Source organism: Catellatospora sp. IY07-71, from assembly GCF_018326265.1.
Classification (GTDB): Bacteria; Actinomycetota; Actinomycetes; order Mycobacteriales; family Micromonosporaceae; genus Catellatospora.
In genome coordinates this window covers 6845622-6870332 of the sequence record NZ_AP023360.1, presented here as the reverse complement: position 1 = coordinate 6870332, position 24711 = coordinate 6845622, and the positions used below count along the sequence as shown (strand labels likewise).

23 protein-coding genes are annotated in these 24711 nt (G+C 72.3%); 14 read left to right on the top strand and 9 right to left on the bottom strand.

Annotation, left to right across the window (positions count from 1 at the left end; genetic code table 11):
- The first annotated feature begins 191 nt into the window (after nucleotides 1–191).
- Nucleotides 192–671 (top strand): hypothetical protein, encoded by a 480-nt coding sequence (locus CS0771_RS30530; protein WP_212844217.1) that lies wholly within the window; start codon nucleotides 192–194, stop codon nucleotides 669–671.
- Here CS0771_RS30530 and CS0771_RS30525 read toward each other — a convergent pair.
- Nucleotides 661–1659 carry an endonuclease/exonuclease/phosphatase family protein gene (locus CS0771_RS30525; protein ID WP_244871128.1) on the bottom strand — a complete coding sequence of 333 codons (999 nt, stop codon included), beginning with the start codon at nucleotides 1657–1659 and terminating at the stop codon, nucleotides 661–663. The genes CS0771_RS30530 and CS0771_RS30525 overlap by 11 nt on opposite strands.
- Nucleotides 1659–3062, bottom strand: a complete 1404-nt coding sequence (gene sthA / locus CS0771_RS30520) for a Si-specific NAD(P)(+) transhydrogenase (RefSeq protein WP_212844216.1) — start codon at nucleotides 3060–3062, stop codon at nucleotides 1659–1661. The genes CS0771_RS30525 and sthA overlap by 1 nt, the downstream gene beginning before the upstream one ends.
- A 128-nt stretch (nucleotides 3063–3190) precedes the next feature.
- Between sthA and CS0771_RS30515 the strand changes: the two genes are divergently transcribed.
- The 5 genes from CS0771_RS30515 to CS0771_RS30495 all read left to right on the top strand — a co-directional run bounded on the left by CS0771_RS30515 (nucleotide 3191) and on the right by CS0771_RS30495 (nucleotide 8440).
- Nucleotides 3191–4546, top strand: a complete 1356-nt coding sequence (locus CS0771_RS30515) for a TrkH family potassium uptake protein (protein ID WP_244871127.1) — start codon at nucleotides 3191–3193, stop codon at nucleotides 4544–4546.
- Nucleotides 4536–5198, top strand: coding sequence for a TrkA family potassium uptake protein (locus CS0771_RS30510; RefSeq protein ID WP_244871126.1), 663 nt, complete (start codon nucleotides 4536–4538; stop codon nucleotides 5196–5198). Before CS0771_RS30515 ends, CS0771_RS30510 begins: the two co-directional genes overlap by 11 nt.
- Before the next feature lie 85 nt (nucleotides 5199–5283).
- Nucleotides 5284–6690 carry an APC family permease gene (locus CS0771_RS30505; protein WP_212844215.1) on the top strand — a complete coding sequence of 469 codons (1407 nt, stop codon included), beginning with the start codon at nucleotides 5284–5286 and terminating at the stop codon, nucleotides 6688–6690.
- Nucleotides 6691–6838: 148 nt separating this feature from the next.
- The gene (locus CS0771_RS30500) at nucleotides 6839–7498 is read left to right on the top strand and encodes a hypothetical protein (protein WP_244871125.1); all 660 of its coding nucleotides are present in this window, start codon (nucleotides 6839–6841) and stop codon (nucleotides 7496–7498) included.
- A gap of 33 nt (nucleotides 7499–7531) precedes the next feature.
- On the top strand, nucleotides 7532–8440 hold the full coding sequence (locus CS0771_RS30495; RefSeq protein ID WP_212846126.1) for a TAXI family TRAP transporter solute-binding subunit: 909 nt from the start codon (nucleotides 7532–7534) through the stop codon (nucleotides 8438–8440).
- Between the two features lie 240 nt (nucleotides 8441–8680).
- Here the strand turns inward: CS0771_RS30495 and CS0771_RS30490 are convergent, their stop codons facing one another.
- Nucleotides 8681–10063: a HAMP domain-containing sensor histidine kinase gene (locus CS0771_RS30490; protein WP_212844214.1), complete on the bottom strand. Its 1383-nt coding sequence runs from the start codon at nucleotides 10061–10063 to the stop codon at nucleotides 8681–8683.
- 6 nt (nucleotides 10064–10069) lie between these two features.
- Nucleotides 10070–10726 (bottom strand): response regulator transcription factor, encoded by a 657-nt coding sequence (locus CS0771_RS30485; RefSeq protein WP_212844213.1) that lies wholly within the window; start codon nucleotides 10724–10726, stop codon nucleotides 10070–10072.
- 553 nt (nucleotides 10727–11279) lie between these two features.
- Here CS0771_RS30485 and CS0771_RS30480 point away from each other — a divergent pair.
- The 3 genes from CS0771_RS30480 to CS0771_RS30470 all read left to right on the top strand — a co-directional run bounded on the left by CS0771_RS30480 (nucleotide 11280) and on the right by CS0771_RS30470 (nucleotide 15504).
- Entirely contained in the window at nucleotides 11280–13658 is a 2379-nt protein-coding gene (locus CS0771_RS30480; RefSeq protein ID WP_212844212.1) for an excinuclease ABC subunit UvrA, read from the top strand.
- 64 nt (nucleotides 13659–13722) lie between these two features.
- Nucleotides 13723–14808, top strand: a complete 1086-nt coding sequence (locus tag CS0771_RS30475) for a Gfo/Idh/MocA family protein (RefSeq protein ID WP_244871123.1) — start codon at nucleotides 13723–13725, stop codon at nucleotides 14806–14808.
- A 147-nt stretch (nucleotides 14809–14955) separates the two neighbouring features.
- Nucleotides 14956–15504, top strand: coding sequence for a M15 family metallopeptidase (locus tag CS0771_RS30470; protein ID WP_212844211.1), 549 nt, complete (start codon nucleotides 14956–14958; stop codon nucleotides 15502–15504).
- Between the two features lie 3 nt (nucleotides 15505–15507).
- Here the strand turns inward: CS0771_RS30470 and CS0771_RS30465 are convergent, their stop codons facing one another.
- The 4 genes from CS0771_RS30465 to CS0771_RS30450 all read right to left on the bottom strand — a co-directional run bounded on the left by CS0771_RS30465 (nucleotide 15508) and on the right by CS0771_RS30450 (nucleotide 19624).
- Nucleotides 15508–16278: an SDR family NAD(P)-dependent oxidoreductase gene (locus tag CS0771_RS30465; RefSeq protein WP_212844210.1), complete on the bottom strand. Its 771-nt coding sequence runs from the start codon at nucleotides 16276–16278 to the stop codon at nucleotides 15508–15510.
- Nucleotides 16279–16373: 95 nt separating this feature from the next.
- Complete coding sequence (locus CS0771_RS30460) at nucleotides 16374–17594, bottom strand: OmpA family protein (protein ID WP_212844209.1); 1221 nt, start codon at nucleotides 17592–17594, stop codon at nucleotides 16374–16376.
- The gene (locus CS0771_RS30455) at nucleotides 17581–18867 is read right to left on the bottom strand and encodes a hypothetical protein (protein WP_212844208.1); all 1287 of its coding nucleotides are present in this window, start codon (nucleotides 18865–18867) and stop codon (nucleotides 17581–17583) included. Before CS0771_RS30455 ends, CS0771_RS30460 begins: the two co-directional genes overlap by 14 nt.
- A 7-nt stretch (nucleotides 18868–18874) precedes the next feature.
- On the bottom strand, nucleotides 18875–19624 hold the full coding sequence (locus tag CS0771_RS30450; protein ID WP_212844207.1) for a hypothetical protein: 750 nt from the start codon (nucleotides 19622–19624) through the stop codon (nucleotides 18875–18877).
- A gap of 254 nt (nucleotides 19625–19878) precedes the next feature.
- On the opposite strand from CS0771_RS30450, the gene CS0771_RS30445 reads away from it, so the two are divergent.
- The 3 genes from CS0771_RS30445 to CS0771_RS30435 all read left to right on the top strand — a co-directional run bounded on the left by CS0771_RS30445 (nucleotide 19879) and on the right by CS0771_RS30435 (nucleotide 22479).
- Nucleotides 19879–20664: a metalloregulator ArsR/SmtB family transcription factor gene (locus CS0771_RS30445; protein ID WP_212844206.1), complete on the top strand. Its 786-nt coding sequence runs from the start codon at nucleotides 19879–19881 to the stop codon at nucleotides 20662–20664.
- Nucleotides 20665–20800: 136 nt separating this feature from the next.
- On the top strand, nucleotides 20801–21454 hold the full coding sequence (locus CS0771_RS30440) for an FMN-dependent NADH-azoreductase (RefSeq protein WP_212844205.1): 654 nt from the start codon (nucleotides 20801–20803) through the stop codon (nucleotides 21452–21454).
- 122 nt (nucleotides 21455–21576) lie between these two features.
- Nucleotides 21577–22479 (top strand): hypothetical protein, encoded by a 903-nt coding sequence (locus CS0771_RS30435; RefSeq protein ID WP_212844204.1) that lies wholly within the window; start codon nucleotides 21577–21579, stop codon nucleotides 22477–22479.
- 47 nt (nucleotides 22480–22526) lie between these two features.
- Here CS0771_RS30435 and CS0771_RS30430 read toward each other — a convergent pair whose 3' ends face one another.
- Nucleotides 22527–23168, bottom strand: coding sequence for a class I SAM-dependent methyltransferase (locus tag CS0771_RS30430; RefSeq protein ID WP_212844203.1), 642 nt, complete (start codon nucleotides 23166–23168; stop codon nucleotides 22527–22529).
- A gap of 88 nt (nucleotides 23169–23256) precedes the next feature.
- Here CS0771_RS30430 and CS0771_RS30425 point away from each other — a divergent pair, with 88 nt between their 5' ends.
- Both CS0771_RS30425 and CS0771_RS30420 read left to right on the top strand, forming a co-directional pair.
- Nucleotides 23257–23577, top strand: coding sequence for a PadR family transcriptional regulator (locus CS0771_RS30425; RefSeq protein ID WP_212846124.1), 321 nt, complete (start codon nucleotides 23257–23259; stop codon nucleotides 23575–23577).
- Between the two features lie 6 nt (nucleotides 23578–23583).
- Nucleotides 23584–24708 carry a hypothetical protein gene (locus tag CS0771_RS30420; protein ID WP_212844202.1) on the top strand — a complete coding sequence of 375 codons (1125 nt, stop codon included), beginning with the start codon at nucleotides 23584–23586 and terminating at the stop codon, nucleotides 24706–24708.
- Nucleotides 24709–24711: the final 3 nt, after the last annotated feature.

Below are 24711 nucleotides of genomic sequence, written 5' to 3'. Positions count from 1 at the left end.
CCACCACGGCGAGCGCCCTCGCGCACGCTCGGGGCGGCGGTGTCCTATTGATCGAGAAGTCCTGCCTGGTGATCGCCGGGCGGCTCCCGATCCCATCCTGCCCGACGGCCGGGCGCGCCGAGCCGACGTGGCGGAACTGCGCCGCTCGCGCCCGCCCCACGTGATGGACTGAGTCGACTACTGTGCGCGCCATGACTGAACCGCACAGCTCCTCGAATACCCGTCGCCGCGTCGACCGGATCGCCGTTCCCGCCGTGGCCGCAATGGCGGGGATGCTACTCGGGGGCGGTGTCGTCGCGCTGATCGGCGGTTCAGAGGTGGGCGACCCGTTCACCGTGGACGGGACGGCGACCGTGACCGGAGCGAAGCGGGAGGGCGAGCTCTGCCCGGACCTGCCCGACGACAGGGTCCATGTGCTCAGCGAGACCGGGGTGATCATCGCGGTGGGGCACCTCAAGAAGGAAGCGGCCAACCGCCAGCTGCAGGGCACCAGCTGCGCCTACCCCTTCACCGTCACCGAGGTGCCGGGCGGGCATGTCGCCTACGGGGTCGTGCTGCCGGGCATGAACGAGCCGCCGCAGATCTACTCGGCGGCCGTGCTGCGGGAGCAGCTCCCGCTGCAGCTGACCGGGACCTTCCGGATCACTCTGGCAAACACGGTCAGATCCTGATCCGGGCGGCGAGCGGCAGGTGGTCGCTGCCGGTGCGGGGCAGGGACCAGGCCCGGACGACCGCCGCGGTGCGGGCCATGACGTGGTCGATCCGGGCGACCGGCGCGGCGGCGGGCCAGCTGAAGGCGAAGTCGGAGCGGTCGGTGCGCACCTGTTCGGTGACAGGCCCCAGCCCTCGGTCGTCGACCGTGCCGTTGAGGTCGCCGATCAGGATCAGCCGGTCGAGCGGCTCGGCGGCCAGCGCCGCGCCCAGCTTGGCGGCGCTCTCGTCGCGGATGGTGGAGCCGAACCCGTCGGTGGGGCGCAGCCGCAGCGACGGCAGGTGCGCCACGTACACGGCGACGTCGCCGCGCGGGGTGTGCACGGTGGCCCGCATGCCCCGGCTCCAGTCGGCGACGATCGCCCGGGGCCGGATCTCGACCAGCCGCACGTCGCCGACCGGGTAGCGGGACCACAGCCCGACGGTGCCCTCCAGGGCCGTGTGCGGCAGCTCCCGGCCGAGCACGGTGGCGTACGCGTCCAGCGCGGCCGGGGTGACCTCCTCCAGCGCGACCAGGTCCGGCCCGGCCGCGAGCAGCGCCCGCGCGGTGCCCGCCGGGTCTGGGTTCTCGTCGCTGACGTTGTGCTGCACGACGGTGAGGTCGTGCGCGGCGGCCGGGTCGGGCGGCAGCACCCCGCCGAAGGCGTGCAGCCACGCGGCGGCGGGCAGCGCGGCGGCGGCCAGCGCGACCGCGGAGCGGCGTAGCAGCGCCAGCCCGGCCAGCACCGGCACGGCCAGGCCCAGCCAGGGCAGCAGCGACTCCAGCAGGCTGCCCAGGTGCGCGAACACGTTCGGGACGGCGCGGTGGAACAGCAGCAGGCAGGCGACCAGCACGGACAGCGCGGTGAGCAGCCGGCCGCGGCGGCGGCCCGGCCGCAGGGCGCGCGGCGGCACGGCCGGACGCAACGCCGTGGGCTGCGGGTCCGGCACGGTCACGAAGCCCGTCATCAATCGCGCAGGCTCGCGATGTGCCGCATCTTGTTGGTCGCGTCCAGGGCGGCGACCTTGTACGACTCGGCCAGCGTCGGGTAATTGAACACCGCGTCGACCAGGTAGTCGACGGTGCCGTCACAGCCCATCACGGACTGGCCGATGTGGAGCAGTTCGGTGGCGCCGGTGCCGAAGACGTGCACGCCGAGCAGCTTACGGTCCTCCGGGGAGACCAGGATCTTCAACATGCCGTGCGAGTCGCCGATGATCTGGCCCCGGGCCAGCTCGCGGTAACGGGAGACGCCGACCTCGAACGGGACCCGCTGGTCGGTCAGCTCGTCCTCGGTGCGCCCCACGTAGCTGATCTCGGGGATGGTGTAGATGCCGATGGGCTGCAGCGCCGACATGGTGCCCACGGGCTCGCCGCAGGCGTGGTGGGCGGCCAGCCGGCCCTGCTCCATCGAGGTCGCGGCCAGCGCGGGGAAGCCGATGATGTCGCCGACGGCGTAGATGTGCGGCACGCTGGTGCGGAAGTACTCGTCGACGGGGATGCGCCCCCGGTCGTCGGCCTGCAGCCCGGCGGCGGCCAGGTCGAGGGTGTCGCCCATGCCCTGGCGGCCGGCGGAGTACATGACGGTGTCGGCGGCGATGGTCTTGCCGCTCTCCAGCACGGCGATCGCGCCCCGGGCGTGCTTCTCGACCCGGGCCACGGCCTCGCTGAACCGGAACGTCACGGCCAGGTCGCGCAGGTGGTACTTGAGCGCCTCGACCACCTCCAGGTCGCAGAAGTCCAGCATGCGGGCGCGCTTCTCGACGACCGTGACCTTGGTGCCGAGCGCGGCGAACATCGAGGCGTACTCGATGCCGATGACGCCCGCGCCGACGACGACCATGGAGCGGGGAACGCGGTCGAGCTTGAGGATGCCGTCGGAGTCGACGATGGTCAGGTCGTCGAACTCGACCGTCGCGGGCCGGGCCGGGCGGCTGCCCGCGGCGATCACGATGTGATCGGCGGTGACGGTGAAGTCGCGGCCGCGCTCGCCGGTGACGTGCACGGTGTGCGGGTCGAGGAAGCGGGCGGTGCCGCTGTGCAGGCGTACGCCGTTGCGCGCGAGCTGGCCGCGGACCACGTCCACCTCGCGGCTGATCACGTGGTGGGTGCGCGCGGTGAGGTCGGCGACGGTGATGTCTTCCTTGAGCCGGTAGCTCTGGCCGTACAGCTCGCGCTGGCTCAGGCCGGTCAGGTAGACGACCGCCTCGCGCAGGGTCTTCGACGGGATGGTGCCGGTGTTGACGCTGACCCCGCCGATCATGTCGCCGCGTTCGACCACCGCGACGCGGCGGCCCAGCTTGGCGGCGGCGATGGCGGCCTTCTGCCCGCCGGGCCCGGAACCGATGACGAGGACGTCCGCATCACGCATGGGGCATACCTTGGCACGGCTGCGTTAACAGCGGTGACCCCCGAACGGTCCGGGCGGTGCCCAATGCGGACCGTCTTCGCGCCGGAGGTGGATCACCGGATTGGGCGGCAGTTGGTAGGGTCGCCGACGTGCGCAGGAGCGTCTCGACGGTCATCCTCGACCAGTTCCACCACCCCACGCAGGTGATCGTCGGCGGGTTCGCGACGGCGGTCCTGGTGGGGACCGGGCTGTTGTCGCTGCCGCTGGCCACCGAGTCGGGCGAGTCCGCCCGGTTCCTGGACGCGCTGTTCACGGCGACCTCGGCGGTATGCCTGACCGGGCTGGTGCTGGTGGACAGCGAGACGCACTGGTCGGTGGCCGGTGAGCTGATCATCATGGCTCTGGTGCAGGCCGGCGGCCTGGGCATCATGACGATGGCGACGCTGTTCGCGGTCGCGCTGTCCGGCCGGATGGGGCTGCGCGCCCGCATGCTGGTGCAGGTCGAGACGAAGACGCTGCAGATGACCGACCTGCGCCGGGTGGTCCGCAACGTGCTCATCCTCAGCCTCGGCACGGAGCTGCTGCTCACGCTGCTGCTGGGCGCCCGTTTCATGATCGGGTATGGGGAGTCGTTCGGGCGCTCGCTCTACCTGGGCGCGTTCCACTCGATCTCGGCGTTCAACAACGCCGGGTTCGCGCTGTGGCCCGACAGCGTGGTGCGGTTCAACACCGACCCGTGGATCTGCCTGACCCTGGCCGCCGGAGTGATCATCGGCGGGCTGGGCTTCCCGGTGCTGTTCGAGCTGCGCCACGGCTGGCGGCGGCCGAGCCGGTGGTCGGTGCTCACCCGGATCACGCTGACGCTGACCGTCGCGCTGCTGGTGATCGGCACGATCCTGCTGCTGGCCACGGAGGGGCGCAACCCGCGCACGCTCGGCCCGATGTCGGGCGCCGATCAGCTGCTCAACGCGTTCTTCGGCGCGGTGATGCCGCGCAGCGGCGGGTTCAACTCGATCGACATCGCGGCGATGTACCCGTCGAGCTGGCTTGCCTACGACGCGCTGATGTTCATCGGCGGGGGCAGCGCGGGCACCGCGGGTGGCATCAAGGTCACCACGTTCGGGCTGCTGGCGTACGTCATCTGGGCCGAGCTGCGGGGCGAGCCGTCGGTCAACGTCGGGCGGCGCCGGGTGCCGGTGCAGCTGCAGCGCCAGGCGCTGACCATCGCCCTGGTCGGCGTGGGCACGGTCGCCGCGTCGACGTACCTGCTGCTGGTGCTCAACCCGCACCGGCTGGACCAGGTGCTGTTCGAGGCGATCTCCGCGTTCGCCACCGTGGGCGTGTCCACCGGCATCACGCCGCAGCTCGACGCCGCCAGCCACGCGCTGCTGGCGATCCTGATGTTCGTGGGCCGGGTCGGCCCGCTGACCCTGGGCACCGCGCTGGCGCTGCGCGCCAAGACCCGTCATTACGAGCTACCCGAGGAGCGCCTCCTTGTCGGCTGAGAAGAACGATCCCGTAGTCGTCATCGGGCTGGGCCGGTTCGGCAGCTCGCTGGCGATCGAGCTGATGCGCCGCGGCACCGAGGTGCTGGCCATCGACAACCGGCCCAAGGTGGTGCAGAGCCTGTCGGGGCAGCTCACCCACGTGGTGGCGGCCGACTCGACGGACATCGAGGCGCTGCGCCAGCTCGGGGTGGGCGAGTTCAGCCGGGGCGTGGTGGCCATCGGCAGCGACCTGGAGGCCAGCATCCTGACCACGTCGCTGCTGGTCGAGCTGGAGGTCGCCGACATCTGGGCCAAGGCGGTCAGCCGCCAGCACGGGCGGATCCTGGAGCGGATCGGCGCCAAGCACATCGTGCTGCCCGAGCACGACATGGGCGAGCGGGTCGCGCACCTGGTGTCCGGGCGGATGCTCGACTACATGGAGATCGACTCCAACTTCGCGCTGGTCAAGACGCGCCCGCCGCACGAGTACGTGGGCGTGCCGCTGGGGGAGACCCGGCTGCGCCGCAAGCACGGGGTGACCATCGTGTGCGTGAAGGCGCCGGACCAGGAGTTCACCTACGCCGACGCGCAGACCGTGCTGCAGTACGGCGACATCATCGTGGTGGCGGGGCCGGTGGACCGGGTGGAGCGCTTCGCCGAGCTGCCCTGACCGTATTGGTCAGCCGCGTCCCGGAAAGAGAGGAGGATGAGGAGCAGCGGCACCTGGCCGCCGCTCGGTCTCGGGAGGCCTGCCCATGAGCGCCGACGTCTCCAGCGCGCCCGCTCCGCACTCGCATGACGATCCGCACGCGCTGAAACGGATCATCACCCGGCCCATGCTGATCTTCTTCATCCTGGGCGACATCCTCGGCGCCGGGATCTACTCGCTGACCGGCCAGGTCGGCGCGAAGGTGGGCGGGGCGATCTGGGCGTCGTTCCTGGTCGCGTTCGTGCTCGCGTTCCTGACCGCGTTCGCGTACATGGAGCTGGTCACGAAGTATCCGCAGGCGGCGGGCGGGGCGCTGTACTGCGACCGGGCGTACCGGATCAAGTTCCTGAGCTTCCTGGTCACCTTCGCGATCATGGCGTCCGGGGTGACCTCGGCCAGCTTCGCGGCGACCCGCGTCGGCGGGCGTTACTTCACCGGCCTGACCGGAGTGGTCGACCCGCCCATGGTGCTGATCGGCATCCTGGCGATCCTGCTGGTGGCGGCGATCAACTACTGGGGCATCTCCGAGTCGATCAAGGTGAACATCGTCATCACCTGCATCGAGCTGTCCGGCCTGCTGTTCATCATCGGGGTGGGCGCCAGCGTGCTGTCCAAGGGCTCGGGTGACCCGGCGGCCGCGTTCGACTTCGCCGGGACCGGGTTCGGCGTGTTCACCGGGATCATGGCCGGGGCCGCGACCGCCTTCTACGCCTTCCTCGGCTTCGAGGACTCGGTGAACCTCGCCGAGGAGACCACCGACCCGCCGCGCAACTTCCCGCCCGCGATGATCACCGGCCTGCTCGCCGCCGGGATCATCTACCTGCTGGTGGCGTTCACCGCGGCCATGGTGGTGCCGCTCGACGTGCTGACCAAGTCCAGCGGGCCGCTGCTGGAGGTGGTGCGCATCGGCGCGCCGGACCTGCCCGTCTCGCGGATCTTCTCGGCCATCTCCATGATCGCGGTGTCGAACACCATGCTGATCAACATGCTGATGGCGTCCCGGCTGCTCTACGGCATGGCGCGGCGCGACGTGCTGCCCCGGCCCTTCGCGGTGCTGTCGCCGCGGCGTACCCCCTGGATCGCGATCCTGTTCACCACCGCCCTGTCGATCCTGCTGCTGATGACCGTCAACGACCTCACCAACCTGTCCGACACCACCGTGCTGCTGCTCACCGCGGTGTTCATGCTGGTCAACATCGCCGCGCTGGTGCTGCGCCGCGACCACGTCGCGCACCGCCACTTCCACGCCCCGACGATCGTCCCGGTGCTCGGCGCGATCGTGTCGGCGGTGTTCCTGCTGCCGTTCGTCCGCGAGGCGAACATCTACCTGCTGGCGTTCTGGCTGCTCCTGGGCGGCGTCGCGCTGTGGGCGCTGAACCGGCTGGTGATCCGGCACCTGCCGCCGCGCGACGGCAGCGCGGCCGGCCCGCCGCCGCTGGAGGACTCGGTCTAAGCGCAAGTTTTCCTCAAGGCTGCGCCGTACGTATTCCGCGCGGGCGCGCGAACCCCTCACCGTGGGTACACCGACGGAACACGCCCCGCCGTACCTGGGGGGCCGGGCGTGTTCCGCCGCACCAACGACGCTGACGACGGGAGATGCCATGCGGGCCACCCTCGACCTGCTGCCCGCCGCCACGTGCGCGCCGGCCGCCCGGCTCGACCGGGCTCGGCTGGAGGACGCGTTCGAGCTGGCCTGCCTGGTCCGGGCGACCTCGCCGGCGGCGAACGGGGGGGTGCGGGCGGTCCATCCCCGCCGGGCGGCGCTGCCGGCGGGGATGGTCGAGTTCAACGGCGAGGCCGCGGCCCGCCGCATGGGCCAGCTCATGCGCGCGCTGCAGCTGCCCTTCGCGCACGACGTCGCCGAGGCGGGCCTGCGCCGCCGCTACCGCCTGCACCGGGTGAGCGTGCCCGGCGCGCACCGCGACGCGTACGCCGAGCTGAGCGCGGCGGCCTGGCGGCAGGGCCGGGCCAGCGTGCTCAGCACCGCGGCCGTCGGCGCCTCCGCCCCCGCGCACGCCGAGCGGCTGCGCCTGGCCGGGGCCGCCTGGCGGGCCGTGCTGCTCTCGGCCGGCCGCCACATGCGCAAGCACATCCTGGGGGTACGCGTCAGCGAGCCGGACCTGGCGACCGTGCTGGTCCGCGGGGCGCACCTGCTCGGCGCGCAGGCGACGCTCTCCCCGCAGGCAGGCAGTCTCCTGGTCAGCGTGCCGGGCTCCGCCGCGTGCCGCATCCTGCAGGGGGCGGGCGCGCTGCCAGCCTGACCGGGTAGTTTCTGGCGCGTGGTCCGGCGGCGTGTGTTCCCGGCCGCCGCGCTGGCCGTGGCGGTCCTGCTCGGCGTGGGCGGGTGCACCGAGCCCGCGCCCGAGCCGGTGCGCCTGAGCATCGCCACCGGCAGCCAGACGGGCGTCTACTACGTCTTCGGCAAGGCGTACGCGGCGATCGTGGAGCGGGAGCTGCCGTACGTGGAGACCAACGTCCTGATCACCACGGCCTCGGCGCAGAACGTGGAGCTGGTCGGCGACGGCCGGGCGCAGCTCGGCTTCACCCAGGCCGACATCCTGCCGTCCACCGGCAACAAGGTCATGGCCGTGGCCCGGGTGTACGACGACCTGCTGCACCTGGTGACCCGCGCGGACGGGCCCGTACGCGACCTCGCCGACCTCAAGGGACGGCGGGTGTCGGTCGGCGCGCCGGGCTCGGGCACGGCGATCACCGCGAACCGGCTGCTGGACGTCGCCGAGCTGGCCGGCGACCGGGTCGAGGTGCACCAGCTCGGCCTGGACGCCTCGGCGGCGGCGCTGCGCAAGGGCGAGATCGACGCGTTCTTCTTCTCCGGCGGCCCGCCGGTCCGTGCGGTCGAGCAGCTCGTGGCCGACCTGCCGATCCGGCTCGTGGACCTGGGTGAGTGGACCGACGCGCTGCGCGTGCGCTACAGCGAGGTCTACGTCAGCCGCGACGTGCCGTACTCCGTCTACGGCCTCGACCCGATCAGCACCGTCGCCGACCCGAACTACCTCGTCGTCCCGGCGGGCATGGACGAGGACCTGGTCTTCGAGCTGACCCGGATGCTCATGGAGCACCGCGACGAGCTGGGCGTGGCCCACCCCGCGGCCGGCCGCATGAACCCGCAGTCGGCGATCGCGACCGCCCCGCTGCCGCTGCATCCCGGCGCGGCCCGCTACTACCAGTCGATCAAGCCTTAGCCGTGGCGCGGCCGGGTCCAGACCATGCCTGCCGCAGCCACAACTTCTAGGTTGTACCTACAACCCAGAAGTTGTGACCTCCCGAGCAGTGCTGCCGGGTCGGGGTCCGGTCGCGTGGGGCCGCCTCGATGTCGGCGAGGGTCGGGGCCGGGCGTGCCGACCACGACAGCGGTGCCGTCGCCGTCGGCAATCCTGGTGTTGCCGGTGCATCCCTGGGGTTGCCGACCACCGGGGCCATCTTCACTCCGGGCTGACGAGGGCGCGGAACCAGAGGCGGGCGTCGAGGCCGTGGTCGTCGGCGCGGGACATGGTCAAGCGGCCGCCGGAGGCGTCCACCAGGACCGCGACGATGGCCAGGCCGAGGCCGGAGCCGTCGATGTTCTGCGCGTGCGGGGCACGCCAGAAGCGCTCGGTGGCCTGGGCGAGCTGCTCGTCGGTCATGCCGGGCCCGTCGTCGCGCACGTGCACGGCCACACCTCCGTCGGCGGCACCCACCGACACCTCGACCCGGCCGCCGGGGCCGCTGAACTTCACCGCGTTGTCGATCAGCGCGTCCAGGGCCTGGTCCAGGGCGGTGGGCACGGCCTGCATCAGCACCACGGCCCGGTCGGCGCGCAGGGTGAGGGCCGTGCCGGTGCGGCGGGCCAGCGGCTCCCAGGCCGCGACCCGGGCCTGCGCCACCGCGACGGCGTCGACGGTGACGGGGCGGTGCTGGCCGCGTTCGGCGCGGGCGAGGGTGAGCAGGCCGTCGAGCACCGTGGCCAGCCGGTCGGTCTCCTCCAGCGCGATCCGGTGCTCGGCGCGGCCGTCCTCGTCGGCCAGGCTTGGCCCCAGCTCCTCTACGCGCAGCCGCAGCGCGGTCAGCGGGTTGCGCAACTGGTGGCTGGCGTGGGCGACGAACGCGCGCTGGCGTTCCATCGCGTCCGCGACGGCGTACGCCATGTCGTTGAAGCTGCGGGTGAGGCGGCGCAGCTCGGGCGGCCCGGCCTGGTCGGAGATGCGGGTGCCGCTGTCCCCGGCGGCGACCTCGTGCGTCATCGCGTCGAGCACGGTGACCGGGCGTAACACCCAGTTGGCCAGGCTGCGCGCGGTCAGCACGGCGGCCAGCGCGGCGAGCAGCCCGATGCCGCCCAGCGCCAGCCACCAGAAGGTCACCGCGTCGCGCACCCGGCCGGCCGGCGACACGATGACGACCATGCCGAGGACCTCGCCGTTGTCGTTGACCGGCACGGCGACCACGATCGGCTCGCCGCTCCACGGCAGCACCGACTCGGCCGAGCTGTACTGCTGCCCGGCGAACGCGGCGCGCATCGCGGCGTCCCGGCGTTCCGCGTCGAGCCGGTAACCGGCCGAGCTGGTGAAGACGTTGCGGTCCCGGTCGAGCACGGCCGCGCCGATGCCGTACAGCTCGTCGTAGCGGGTGAGCTCGTCGCGGACCGTGCCGACGCTGTCGGTGCGCAGGCCGGGGCGGGCCAGCGCGGCGAAGCGGGTGGCGTCGGCCAGCCGGTCGGCGCGGACCAGGTCGGACTCGCGGCTGGCCAGGGTGACCGCGAGCGGGATCTCCAGGGCCAGCAGGACCAGGGTCATCAGCAGCAGGTAGCTGGCGGCGAGGCGGCGGCGCACGGGTGGCTACTCGGTGCGCAGACGGTAGCCGACGCCGCGGACCGACTCGATGAGGCGAGGGTCGCCGAGCTTGCCGCGCAGCGAGCCGACGTGGACCTCGACGGTGTGCTTGGCGACCCAGGTGGTCTGCCAGGCGTCGAGCAGGATGCGGTCGCGGGTGATCACCGCGCCGGGGTGGCGGGCCAGGGACAGCAGGATGTCGAACTCCTTGCGGGTGAGCGCGACCTCGGCGCCGTCGAGGGTGACGGTGCGGGCGGGCACGTCGATACGCAGCCGCCCGGCCACGATCACCATCAGCTCGGGGGAGGCGTACGCCGCGCGGCGCAGCACCGCCTCGATCCGCGCCTGCAGCTCGACCATGGAGAACGGCTTGACCACGTAGTCGTCGGCGCCGACGCGGAGCCCGGTGACCCGGTCGCGCTCCTCGCCGCGGGCGGTGACCGCGATGATGCCCAGCTGGGGGCTGCGCGCCCGCAACCGGCGGCACACGTCCAGGCCGTCGCCGTCGGGCAGCGAGAGGTCGAGCAGGGCGAGGTCGCAGGGGGCGGCGGACAGGGCGGCGGCCGCGGTGGCGGCGTGCTCGACCTCGTACCCCCGGCGGGTCAGCGCGGCGGTCATCGCCGTGGCCACCCGCAGGTCATCCTCGACCAGCAGGATCCGCATGCCGTGCCTCCCCTCGGTGCCTCGCGGCCTTCGATGATGCGTCATGGCCGCACGCGGGCACCAGGTGGCCCGGGTGCATCGACGGATGCCTTGACTTGGACCACCGCCAGTGGTTGACTCGATCTGTCTTTAAGAAAGTTTCCTAATCATTTGGACCCGCGGCGGCACGCTCGCGCCGCCGCGTCATGGCACGCCTGGCCGGCTGGGGGAGAAGGCCGCCTGCGTGCCGCCGGTCACCGTCCGCGTCCGTCGGTGGGGCGAGGGCGGTGACCGGCGCAGCTGCCGGGCGGCCGGGCGTATCCGGCGTGCCACCCCGCCCCGCCGCCCGGCAGCTCACCGGCCGCCCTCGCGGAACCGGTCAGGATTCGAGAAGCGCAGCTCACGCCGCCCTGGTTAGGGTGAGGCGCCGTGAGCACCGTCACCCTGCGCGCGGAAATGCGACGGGCACCCGCCGCGGTTGCAACCGTACGTCGTACGGTACGTGTACCGTTGCGGCGACCGTGCCGACGTTGCAGAGCCGCAGGTGCCGCTCGAAGCCATGGATGGAGACACGATGAGCAAGTCCCCAAGGGCGGCCACGCCGCACGACGCGGATAGTCACGACCTGATCCGCGTGCACGGCGCGCGCGAGAACAACCTCAAGGACGTCAGCGTCGAGCTGCCCAAGCGCCGCCTGACGGTGTTCACCGGCGTCTCCGGCTCGGGCAAGAGCTCGCTGGTGTTCGACACCATCGCCGCCGAGTCGCAGCGGCTGATCAACGAGACGTACAGCGCCTTCGTGCAGGGCTTCATGCCGACCCTGGCCCGGCCCGAGGTCGACGTGCTGGAGGGCCTGACCACCGCGATCATCGTGGACCAGGAGCGGATGGGCGCCAACCCGCGCTCCACCGTCGGCACGGCCACCGACGCCAACGCGATGCTGCGCATCCTGTTCAGCCGGTTCGGGACGCCGCACATCGGCTCGGCGCAGGCGTTCTCCTTCAATGTCGCCTCGATCAGCGGCGCGGGCGCGGTCACCGTCGAGAAGGGCGGCGTCACCACCAAGGAGAAGCGCACCTTCAGCGTCACCGGCGGCATGTGCGCGCGGTGTGAGGGCATGGGCCGGGTCAACGACTTCGACCTGACCGCGCTCTACGACGAGGACAAGTCGCTCAACGAGGGCGCGCTGACCATCCCCGGCTACACCATGGACGGCTGGTACGGCCGCATCTTCACCGGCTGCGGCTTCTTCGACCCGGACAAGCCGATCAAGAAGTTCACCAAGAAGGAACTGCACGACCTGCTCTACAAGGAGCCGACGAAGATCAAGATCGAGGGCATCAACCTCACCTACGAGGGCATCATCCCGAAGATGCAGAAGTCGATCCTGTCCAAGGACGTCGACGCGATGCAGCCGCACATCCGCGCCTTCGTCGAGCGGGCGATCACCTTCCAGACCTGCCCCGACTGCGACGGCACCCGGCTGAGCGAGGCCGCCCGCTCCTCGAAGATCAAGGGCGTCAGCATCGCCGACGCCTGCGCGATGCAGATCAGCGACCTGGCCGAGTGGGTGCGGCAGCTCGACGAGCCGTCCGCCGCGCCGCTGCTGGCCACGCTCACCCGCACCCTGGACTCGTTCGTGGAGATCGGCCTGGGCTACCTCAGCCTCGACCGGTCCGCGGGCAGCCTGTCCGGCGGCGAGGCGCAGCGCACCAAGATGATCCGCCACCTCGGCTCCTCGCTCACCGACGTCACGTACGTCTTCGACGAGCCGACCATCGGCCTGCACCCGCACGACATCCAGCGCATGAACGAGCTGCTCCTGCAACTGCGCGACAAGGGCAACACGGTGCTGGTCGTCGAGCACAAGCCGGAGGCGATCGCCATCGCCGACCACGTCGTCGACCTCGGCCCCGGCGCGGGCGCGGGCGGCGGCGAGGTCGTCTACGAGGGCACCGTCGCGGGCCTGCGCGCCAGCGGCACCCTCACCGGCCGCCACCTCGACTACCGCGCCCAGCTCAAGCCCTCGGTCCGCAAGCCCAAGGGCAAGCTGGAGGTACGCGGCGCCGCCACCCACAACCTGCGGAACGTGGACGTCGACATCCCGCTCGGCGTGCTGACCGTGGTGACCGGCGTGGCCGGTTCCGGCAAGAGCTCGCTGATCCACGGCTCGGTGGCCACCCGCGACGGCGTCGTCTCCGTCGACCAGGGCGCCATCCGCGGCTCGCGGCGCAGCAACCCGGCCACCTACACCGGGCTGCTGGAGCCGATCCGCAAGGCGTTCGCCAAGGCCAACGGCGTCAAGCCCGCCCTGTTCAGCGCCAACTCCGAGGGCGCCTGCCCGACCTGCAACGGCGCCGGTGTCATCTACACCGACCTGGCCATGATGGCCGGGGTCGCCACCACCTGCGAGGAGTGCGAGGGCAAGCGCTTCCAGGCGGCCGTGCTGGAGTACCGGCTCGGCGGGCGCGACATCAGCGAGGTGCTCGCGATGCCGGTGACCGAGGCCGAGGAGTTCTTCCGCACCGGGGAGTCCAAGGTCGCCGCCGCGCACGCGATCCTGGACCGGCTCGCCGACGTCGGCCTCGGCTACCTCACCCTCGGCCAGCCGCTCACCACACTCTCCGGCGGCGAGCGCCAGCGGCTCAAGCTGGCCACCAACATGGCCGACAAGGGCGGGGTGTACGTGCTCGACGAGCCCACCACCGGTCTGCACCTGGCCGACGTGGAGAACCTGCTCGGCCTGCTGGACCGGCTGGTCGACGCGGGCAAGTCGGTCATCGTGATCGAGCACCACCAGGCCGTCATGGCGCATGCCGACTGGATCATCGACCTCGGCCCTGGCGCGGGCCACGACGGCGGCCGGATCGTCTTCGAGGGCACGCCCGCCGACCTGGTCAAGAACAAGCAGACGCTGACCGGCCAGCACCTGGCGCAGTACGTCGGCGCCTGACCGGCACCGTCCACGGCGGGATCTCGCACTGCGCGGGGTCCCGCCGCTGCCGTACGGTACCGCTGTGACTCACAACCCGGTGCGGTACGCGGTGGTCGGGCGCGGCTGGCGTGCGCAGTTCTTCTTCAAGCTCGCCGAGCTGATGCCCGAGCGGTTCACGGTGACCGGCGTGCTGACGCGCTCGCCCGAGGCCGCCGCCGAGGTGGCCGGCCGCTGGCGGCTGCCCGTCACCCAGGACCTGGACGCCCTGCTGCGCACCGGCGACCCCGAGTACGTGATCACCTCCGTGCCGTGGGGCGTCAACCCCGGCCTGGTCGAGGCGCTGTGCGAGCGCGGCATGCCCGTGCTGTCCGAGACGCCGCCCGCACCGGACCTGGCCGGGCTGCGCCGCCTCTGGGAGCAGGTCGGCAGGGCCGAGCGCGTCCAGGTCGCCGAGCAGTACCTGCTGCTGCCCGACCACGCCGCCCGGCTGGCGGTGCTGCGTACCGGCGTGATCGGGGAGCCCACCTCGGCGCAGGTGTCGTCCACCCACGGCTACCACGCGGTGTCGATGCTGCGGGGCATGCTCGGCGTCGGCCTGGGCCCGGCGAGCGTGCACGCGCGTACCTTCACCGCGCCGCTGGCCGACCCGCTGACCCCGGCGGGCTGGCGCGACGACGCCACCCCGCGCCCGGCGACGACGACGCTGGCCACCGTCGACTTCGGCGGCGGGCGCAGCGGCCTCTACGACTTCACCGACAACCAGTGGTGGAACCCGCTGCGCAGCCGCCGCATCGTGGTGCGCGGCAGCCTCGGCGAGCTGACCGACGACCGGGTGGTGCGCCTGCAGGGCACCCGCACGTTCGTGGAGTCGCAGCTGCGCCGCCGCCAGACCGGCCGCGACCTCAACCTGGAGGGCTTCGACCTGGACCACATCGGATTCGACGGCGAGGTGCTCTACACCAACCCGTACGCGGGCGCGCGGCTGTCCGATGAGGAGATCGCCATCGCGACCATCCTGGAGGCCACCGGCCGGTGGGTACGCGAGCAGGGACCGGCCCCGTATCCGCTCGCCGCGGCGTGCCAGGACCACGCGATCAGCCTCGCCATCGACGAGTCCGCCCGCACGGGCGAGCTGGTCGAGGTCGGGGTGGAGCCCTGGCAGGGCTGAGCGCCCGATTCGCGCCTTTCAAGAGACTGTGGTGGGTGTTAACAGCATGTGTGGGTATCGGCTCACCCTGCGGTAACACGCTGAGTGGTGGAGTGGTTCCTCGCGGGTCACCGTGATCGTCGCGGTGACCGGGAGAGGAGCTTCGAGATGACCTGCCCAGCCCCGCGTCCCCGGCTGCCCTGGCGAGCCGGTGTCGGTGCCGCCGCCGCCCTCGCGGTCGCGGTGCCGACGTACACGGCCTTCGCGCAGGACGCGTCGGCGGCCGGCGCCCTGACCGCCGCGGACGGTTACCTGGCCGAGCCGGTGTCGCCGTTCGACGACGACCACCCGGCGATCACCGGGCTCGACCCCGCGCTGCGCGACGCCGTCCGCAAGGCCGCCGTGGACGCCCGGGGCGACGGCGTCACCCTTGTGATCAACTCCGGCTGGCGCAGCCGCGACCACCAGGAGCACCTGCTGAAGGAGGCCGTCGCGGAACACGGGCCGGAGGAGGCGCGCCGCCTGGTCAACACCCCGGACCGGTCCACCCACGTCACCGGCGACGCCGTCGACGTGGGACCGGTCGACGCCGACCGGTGGCTCCAGCGGCACGGCGCGGCGTACGGACTGTGCCAGATCTACGCCAACGAGATCTGGCACTTCGAGCTGCGGTCGCAGCCCTGCCCGCCTCCGCTGCCGGACGCCTCCGCGAGCTGACGCTCAGGCGGGGAACTTCTCGCCGGTCAGCTGCGCGCACGCGGCCAGCAGCCGGTCCTGCACGCTCACGTCGTAGGCGGCCGGGTTGGCGCGCAGGTCCTGCCGCCGCTTGAGGTAGCGCCCACTGAACCCGACCTCGGCCGGGTCGGCGGTGGCCAGCCAGACCTGCGTCTCGGCACCCTCCGGCAGGCTGTCCGGCGCGTTCGGCCCGCCCATCCGCGTCTTGATCCAGCCGGGGTCGACGGCGTTGCTCAGCACCGCCGGGAACAGGCGGGCAACCGCGAACGCCAGCGTCACGTCGTGCAGCTTCGAGTCGCTGTACGCCTGCATGCCCTGCCACGGCTTGCGCTCGAACTGCAGGTCGGCGAAGTCGGCCCGGCCGCCCGACTCCAGCCCGGACGTCAGATAGATCAGCCGTTCCGGCAGCGGCAGCAGAGCCGTCAGCAAGTACGGCGCGAGCACGTTCACGGCGAAGATGCGCTCGATGCCGTCCTCGGTCACCACGCGCTCGCTGCTGCTGCCGATGCCGACGTTGTGCACGACCACGTCATACGGGCCGTGCGCGGCGGCGGCCGCGGCCAGTGACCTGGTCTGCGCCAGGGACGACACGTCCCCGGCGACGACGGCCGCGGCGGTGGGGACCGCGTCGCGCACCTGCGCCGCGCGCTGCTCGTCGCGGGCGTGCAGCACCACCCGGTGCCCGGCCGCGATCAGGTCACGTGCCGTCTGCAGCCCGATGCCGTCGGCGGATCCGGTGACGAAGACGCTCTTCATCCGTACCTCCTGATGATCTCCGCCCACCCTACGCCGCGCCGATCCAGCGGGCCGGGACCGGCCGAGTGCGCGGCCGGTCCCGGTGTCCGTGGTGCCTACGCGCAGCCGGTGAACTCCAGGATCACCTGCCGATTGCGCGCGGCGAGCTGCGGCACGAGGTTGCCGCCGCGGTCCCGGTCGTCGGCGAAGCCGGGGAAGTCCATGCCCGCCCCGAGCGTCTCGACGTCGCCGGCGGGGACACCATGTCCCACCAGGATCCGCTTGACCGCCTCGGCACGGTCGCGGGACAGCTTCCGCTTGCTCTCGGTGTTGCGGTTCTCGCCGGCCGAGGACGTGGTGCCGGTCAGCTTGACCCGATACTTCTTCGCGAGCGCGGTGTCGGCGTAGGCCTTCAGCTCGGCGGCGGCGTCCGATTCGCTGACGAAGTCGGCCGAGTTGGGCCGGAACTTCACCCGCCCGGCGTCGCGGATGCTGACACTGTCGCAGCCCTGGGGCGGGTTCGGCGGCGGCGGGATCGTGACGGCGCCCACGGCGGGCAGCCCGTCCGGCGCGGCCGCCTGCTGCGCGGTGGCGTAGGACTCGACGCACCGGGCACCGCCCCGCTTGCCGATCTCACGCCAGATCGCCAGCAGGTTGTCCCGGCGGGCCGTGTCGAGCGACCGCTGCGGCTCGGCGGTCGTGCCGATGCCCACCAGGACCAGGGCCTTGCCGTCCAGCTTGGGCAGCTGGCCCTCCTTCTCCAGGAAGTCGACCAGCTCCACCGGGTCGGCGTCGATCATGCCGTCCTGGCGGAAGTCGAGCGGGGCCAGCGTCTGCAGGCCCGAGTCGATCAGGACGACCGTGCCCTGGCCGGCCGCCGCCTCGCTGGCACGGGCGACCGCCTCCAGCGGGTTGGCCTCGGGCTGCTCCGCCTTCACCGCGCTGATCGCCTTGCCGAGGCTCAGCTGGAAGTTCTCCAGGTCCTTGTCCCAGCGCACCTTGTTCTGCGCGCCGCTGCCGAACTTGGCGTCGCCGGTCGGCTTGGGATCGCCGTCGACCCGGAACACGCTGATCCGGTCGCCGTCGTACGCGGTGCGCTGCAGCAGGGTCTGCACCTCGGCGGGCAGCACCGGGGCGGGCTGGTTGGCCCGCGCCCCGACCGCGAGCGCCACCTCGCCGCCCTGCTCCAGACAGCCCGGCAGCGCCGCGAAGGTCATCTCCGGCGGGCAGCAGGCCTCGGAGCAGGCGGCGGCGGGCAGGGCGGTGGCGAGCAGGACGCCCATCGACGCGGCGCGGGCGAGGGCGCGCCCCCGGCGGGTGCGATCAGACAGCCGCATCCGAGTTCCTCTCCGCGGGCCGGGTGGAGCACCCGGGGATGGGCTGCCCGAGCAGGTACTGCAGCTGCTCCGGATCGTGCAGCCGCTGGGCGATCTGGGTGCGCACGTGCGTCTTCAGCACGCAGGCCAGCGCCCGGCGCTGCCCGCGGTGCCCGTCGGCGACCGCGGCCTCGGCCTCCAGCCGCTCGTTCAGGGTGCGCTGGCGGGCGAGCAGCTTGGCTGCGCGGCGGGAGACCCGGCGCAGCCGCCGGGTCTTGCGGCGCAGGTTGCGGCGCGCTGCGCGGTAGGCGCTGGTGTACGGGTGACGCGCCAGGTACGCGCCGACCATGGCCAGGACGCCGGTGGTCACGTACACGATGAGGAAGACCATCGCCTTGGTGGCCGTCGAGGTGTCGTCCTCGCCGACCTCGAAGCCGCCGAAGTTGAGCAGCGACGTGCTGGCGCCCTCGTCGTCCTCGACGGTCAGCCGCAGCCAGTAGGCGCCCGCGCCGAGCAGCGCCCAGCCGAGCACGCACACCACGACGATCCAGAGGTCCCCACCGGGGTGGTGGCGCGCGACGAAGTCGCGGAACGTCTCACCCGCCTTGTGCATCAGGTACACCGCCATGAGGGTGACCGCGAGCACCGCGACGTAGAGCAGCTCCGGCAGGCTGCCCAGGATCAGGGCGAGCACCTGGTAGAACGCGACGAAGTCGGCGAGCATGGCCAGCGTGAGCACGCCATAGTGGGCCAGGTCGCCGGCTGAGAGCCCGTCGACGCGGCCGGGTCCGTAGCCGCGCCGGGGGTTCCGGCGGGGGGCGCGGGCGGCCGCGGCGGGGTCGTGCGGGGTGAGCGCGGTGCCGGGCGGGGTGTGCGCCATGACGAGGTGGGCCGGCCCGGACTGCTTGGCCTGCGCCGGCACGAGGGCGCTGCTGGGGCGGGACGCAGGGTCGACGGCCTCGCGGTGGGCCTTGTCGTACATCTGCCGGGCGGTCTCCTGCTCGGCGGTGGCGTCGTCGACCAGCCGCTGGCGCGCGGCGGCGTCCGGCGCGATGCGGGCCAGCTCGTCCTTGGCGAGCTGGACCTGCCGCTTGTACTCCAGGTCGATGTCGTGGTCCCAGCCGGCGGCCTTGGCGTCGATGGCGGGGTCGAGCACGCCGCCGAGGCCCTCGTCCAGGGCCGGCATCCTGGCGAGGTCGCTCTCCACTTCCCTGAGCAGGGCGTCCTGGTCCGGCGGCCGAAGCGAGCCGTAGTATCCGGCAGGCGCGCCGGGGTCTGCGTGGTTGCGGGCCATGGGTGCTTCAGCTCCTGTCCGAGGGGGTCTGCGCGGGGTGGTCGGCTCCGCCGTCCGGGAACGGCGGAGGGCCGGCCATGTCGCCGAGCCGGGCGTCGATCTCGTCGCCGTACTCGTGGGACCGGCACAGCGACTGGCGGTACACGTTGATGCGCTCGGACACGTGCCGCCAGGCGAGGTCCGCCCGGGACTGGGCCTGCTCCATGCCGAGCCGGATCCGGACCTCCAGGTCCTTGATCTCGATCTCGAGGCGGTCGCCGCGCTCGCGGGTCTTGTCGAAGCGGCCTCTCGCGGCCGCCAGCTGCTCGCGTTGCCTGGCCAGCGCGCGGTTGCGGGCGAGCACGTCGTCGGGCACGCCCGGGGCGCGTGACTCGCGCAGCTTCTCCTGGCGCAGCTTCTCGTCGCTGAACTCGGCCTGCGCGACCTCGACCGCGAGCCGCTGCTCGGGCAGGGCTTCGTGGCACTGCTGCAGCTCGGTCTTCGCGGCGGCGGCGCGGCGCAGCGCGGGGCCGAACTCCTCCTGGAACGCGACGCGCTCCTGCTGGTACATCTTCAGCGCGAGGTTCTCCAGGCCCCGCCAGTAGGCGGTCTTGAGGTCCTCGGAGGCGACGTCGGGCCGCCCGAGCCGCCCGTCCCACCAGCCGTGGAAGCGGTCCCGGCGCCGTTTGAAACCGCCGTACGGCGTCGCGGGCAGCGACCGGCTGCGGTCCGCGCGCTCCAGGGAGCTGCCGGGGGCGGACGTGTCGCGTCGGGACATCACCACCTCCCCGGGTACGGGGGCGCCGGGTGGTCAGGACTCGTCGACGTGGTGGCTGCTCGCCACAGGAAGACAGCGTCCGATGTGGATGGAGTACGCATCGCTCCTCATCGGGTCAGGGGTGTCGGGGGAGGCCGGGTGGTCCGGCTGGCGTTGCACCACATCTCTGACGGACAGCGGGCCGACTTGACATGCAGCCATTCGGCTGCCTATCGTGAGGAAAGGCAGCCGAATGGCTGCATGTGGGGACGGGGATGGACGAGGTCTTCAAGGCGCTGGCGGATCCGAGCCGCCGGGCGCTGCTGGACAGCCTGGAGGCGCGCGGCGGGCAGACCCTGCGCGAGCTGTGCGCGGGGCTGGACATGGCACGGCAGTCGGTGAGCAAGCACCTGGCGGTGCTGGAGGCGGCGAACCTGGTCACCACCGTGTGGCGGGGCCGGGAGAAGCTGCACTTCCTCAACGCCGAGCCGATCAACGCCATCGCCGACCGCTGGATCGACCGCTACCACCGCGGGCGGGTGCAGGCGCTCGCGGACCTCAAGACGGCATTGGAGCAGCAACCCATGGACGAGTTCGTCTACACGACCTACATCCGCACCACACCCGAGAAGCTGTGGCAGGCGATCACCGACCCGGCGTTCACCAGCCGGTACTGGGAGGTCACCTTCGACACGGACTGGCAGCCCGGCTCGACCATGAGCTGGGAGCGGCACGGCGTGGTCATGGCCGACCCGGCGCAGGTGGTGCTGGTGGCCGAGCCCTACACGCGGCTGTCCTACACGTGGCACACCTTCACGCCGGAGTTCGCCAAGTCGGTGGACCTGGCCGAGGACCTGCGCGTCCAGCTGGCCGCCGAGCAGCGGTCGAAGGTGACCTTCGACCTGGAGCAGGTCGGCGACCTGGTGAAGCTGACCGTCGTGCACGACGGCTTCGCCCCCGGCAGCGCCCTGCCCGGCATGGTGAGCCAGGGCTGGCCGCACCTGCTCTCGGACCTCAAGACGCTCCTGGAGACCGGCCGCACCATGGCCGAGGCCGGCTGATACCAGGCAGTATGCGGGCGACCTTCACAATTCATTCCGCCGTCCACCTGAAGAGCGCCATAATCCGACAGTGCGATCCGCATATGCACAGGTCATGCCTACATTGGACGTCTCATTCCCCCGATGAAGGAACGGCATGCGCATTCTGCACATCGTCGCCACGCCCCGTGGTTCCGAATCGCATTCGCTTCGTGTTTCGGAGGCCTTTCTCAAGGGCCTGGCCGCGCGGGAGGGCGACGTCGAGCTCGACGTGATCGACCTCTACCGGCACGAGCTGCCGCCGGTGGCCGGCGACAACATCGAGGCGAAGTACTCGCTGATGGTCGGCCGCCCGATCGACCGGAACCACCACGACTCGTGGCGGCAGGTCGAGTCGCTGATCGAGCAGTTCCTGGCGGCCGACATGTACCTGGTCACGGCTCCGATGTGGAACTTCGGCGTGCCGTACGCGCTGAAGTACTACATCGACTGCATCGTGCAGCCGGGCTACCTGTTCCGGTACGACGAGACCGGCCAGGTCGTGCCGCTGGTGAACGGCAAGCGCATGGTGTGCGTCACCGCCCGGGGCGCCGACTACTCGGCGGGCAGCTTCCTGGCGCCGTACGACTTCCAGGAGCCGTACCTGCGGGCGATCTTCGGGTTCGTCGGCGTCACCGACATCCGGTTCATCCACGCCCAGCCCATGGACATCACCCCGCACCAGCGTGAGGCCGCCCTGAGCGAGGCCATCGGGCGGGCGCGCGACCTGGGCGAGGGCTTCCGGACCGGCCCGGCGGCCGTGCCGGCTTGACCGCCCGTGATCGAGGTCCCGCCGAGCCGTTCCCGGGCCCGGCGGGACCTCGATCACGAGAAGGGCACGGTGGCGCGCAACCGGTACCGCGGGATTCGCGCGCCCCGGCTACCGTCCGGTGCGTGAACGGGAGCACGAGGGACTGGGCGTCGCTGTCCGCGCAGGAGCGCGCGGAAGCCGTGGCGCTGGCCGCGCAGGGGCGGCCGTTTCCCGATCCGGCCGTGGCGGCCGCGATCGTCGACCGGGTACGCCGCCTCGACCGGCGCGACCAGAACACCCGGGAGCTGCTGCTCGGCGTGGCGATGACCGCTTTCTACGGCCTCTGCCTGGCCATGTTCATCGCGGGCGGCTCCGTCCAGGATGTCCCCGGCTGGATCTTGCTGCTGGTGCTTCCGGTGGCGCCCGGGTTTGTGATCATGAACGGGGAGTACACGCCGCGGGTGTTCCGGGGCGGCCTGCCGCCGCACGCCCAGACGCCGAACCTGCTGCTGCTGCTGCACCGGGCCGGTCCGCTCCCCGCGGTGCCGCTGACGATTCCGCGCCGGCGTGGGCTGCGTGCCTGGTGGCCGCTGCTCGTTCCAGCCGTCGCCGCGGTCGGCTGGCTGACCTGGTATCACCTCGGCGTCCCAGCCGACCTCGTCGAGGGATTGAGCAGTTTCGGCGTGAGCGCGCTGGTCTGGCTGGTGCTGCTGCTGGTGGTGGCGGCGGGCGCGCTGACCCGCCGCCTGCGCGGCGTGCCCCGGGACGATCCGGCCCCGGGCGCTCCGATCACGCTCGACGCGGACGGGCTGCGCCCGCGCGGGTGGCGCGAGCCGGTGCCGTGGTCCGAGGTGTACGCCGTCGAGCTGGTCGGGCCGACACCCGAGCAGCCCGACAGCCCGCTCGCGGTGCGCTGGAGCGTACGCGGCCGCGACCCGATCACCGTCCCCGCCGGCGACATGGCCCTGCCGCCGGAGACCGCCGTCCGCGCCACCTGGGCGTACCGGCCCGGCCTGGCGGCAGGACAGCGGGAGGAGGCGCCATGAGGCGGCAGCTGGCGGGGCCGGCCTGGTCGCTGCTGCGCTGACGCCGGTCAGCTCCGCGCGAGCAGCATGGCGCGCGGCAGGTTCTCGCCCGCCTGGGTCTTGCGGGTGACCTCGGTGTGCACGTCGAACCCGGCCGCTTCCAGGAAACCGGCCATCCGTCCCGGCGTGCGCATGTGGTACTCCAGGTGGATCGTGTACCCGAAGGCCTCGGTGCGCACGATGTGCTCGTCCAGGTTCATGAAGATCAGCAGCAGGTGCCCGCCCGGCCGCAGGGCCCGCTTGAACCCGGCGAACAGGGCCGGGAGCACCTCGTCCGGGATGTGGATCACGGAGTAGACGGCGGTGATCCCGGCGAGCGAGCCGTCGGGCACGCCGAGGTCGGTCATGCTGCGCTCGTCCAGGCGCAGGTGCGGGTATTCCTTGCGGCCCTGGGCGAGCATGCCGGGGGAGACGTCGACGCCCCGGACGTCGAGGCCCAGGCTGTGCAGATAGTTCGTGCTCATGCCGCCGCCGCACCCGGCGTCGACCACCTCGCCACCGCCGTCCGCCTGCACCAGCGCTGCGAACGCCGACATCATGGCGCGCTCGATGGGGATGGCCTCGTACTCGTCCCGGAAGCGCTCGGTGTAGTCGGCGGCGAAGGCGTCGTAGGACTGGCGGGTGGTGGTCACGAAGGTGGGCTCGGTCATGGAGGGAGCCTAGTGGCCGCGGGGTGCGCAGGCTGTCCCGGATCTTGACATGTATTGATCATTTAACTATGGTCCGTGCATGCCGCCGATGCGTGAGCCCAGCTACCTGATCCTCACCGCACTGGCCGCCGGGCCGCGGTACGGATACGCCATCATCCAGGACGTCGCGGAGCTGTCCGGGGGCCGGACGTCGCTGCTGCCCGGCACCCTCTACACCGCACTGGACCGGCTCGCCGCCGAGGGGCTCGTCGAGCTGGACCGCGAGGAGACCGTCGACGGCCGCCTGCGCCGCTACTACCGGCTCACCCCCGGCGGCGTCACGGCGCTGGAGGCCGAGACCGCCCGCATGCGCCGGCTCACCACCGCGGCCGAGACCCGGCTGCGCACCCTGCGACCCCAGACGGCCTGACCGGCCATGTCCGAGAGGCAGACCATGCCGGTGACCTCCGACCCGCTGGCACGCCGCTACCGGCGGCTGCTGCTGGGCTACCCCCGCGCCTACCGCCGCGAGCGCGGCGAGGAGCTGCTCGCGACGCTGCTCGAAGCGGCGCCGCCCGGCCGCACCCGGCCCGCGGCCCGCGAGGCCGCCAACCTGATCGGCCACGGCCTGCGCGCCCGGCTCGGCCGGCCGAGGAGCCGCTCCGTGGTCACCTGGGCCGTGTTCACCGCCGTCATCTGCGGGCTGTTCACCGCGGCGCTGGCCACCCGGCTCGCCTGGGAGACCTCGCCGCCGATGCCGGACCGCGCGGAGGCCGCCGCGATCCTGGCCGAGGTGCTGCCCGGACACCGGTTCCCGCCCGGCGACGTCAACACCGCGGAGGCCCTGTTCGCGATCTACGGCGAGCCGCTGAGCCTCGACTCCGTCAACGATCTGCTGTTCGGCGACGGCGGCGAGTACGCGCTGACGGCGACCACGGCCTACCGCACCGGCTTCCCGCCCGTGCCGCTGGAGCAGACCGCGGCCGCGGCCGAGCAGAGTCTGCGAGACGGCGGCTGGACGGTGTACCCGGCGACGCACAACGAGATGTACGGGTGCGCCGGACCGCCGTGCGATCCGGCCACGATCCCGCAGGACACCAGGCTGTTCGCCAAGCGCGGTGACCTCACGCTCGAACTGGACCTCTACCCGCAGCAGCAGGCCGACAGCACCTACCTGGCGGTCAGCCTGAGCCGGACGACCCCGGCCGCCGTGTGGCCCGCCGCCATCGCCGCGGGGCTGCTCGGCGCGGCCGTGGGCTGGCTGCTGTTCGGCTGGGCCAGCCGCCGCACGCAGGCCCCGCATCCGGCGCGCGTCCCGGTCGACGTCCTGTTCGGCGTGACGATGGGGTTGTGGTGGCTGCCCGTGCTCTTCACGGTGCCGTTCATGGTCGAACACCACCTCGGCGAGCCGCATCCGCGCTGGCATCCGCTGTGGGAGTGGCTGGGCCAGCCGGTGTTCTCGCTGTTCCTGGTGGCGGGCTGTGTCAGCGCCCTGCTCGGGCTCGCGCTCACGCTGCTGCCCTCGCGGCGTACCCAGCCGCAGCGCGTCGCCACGACCTGATCG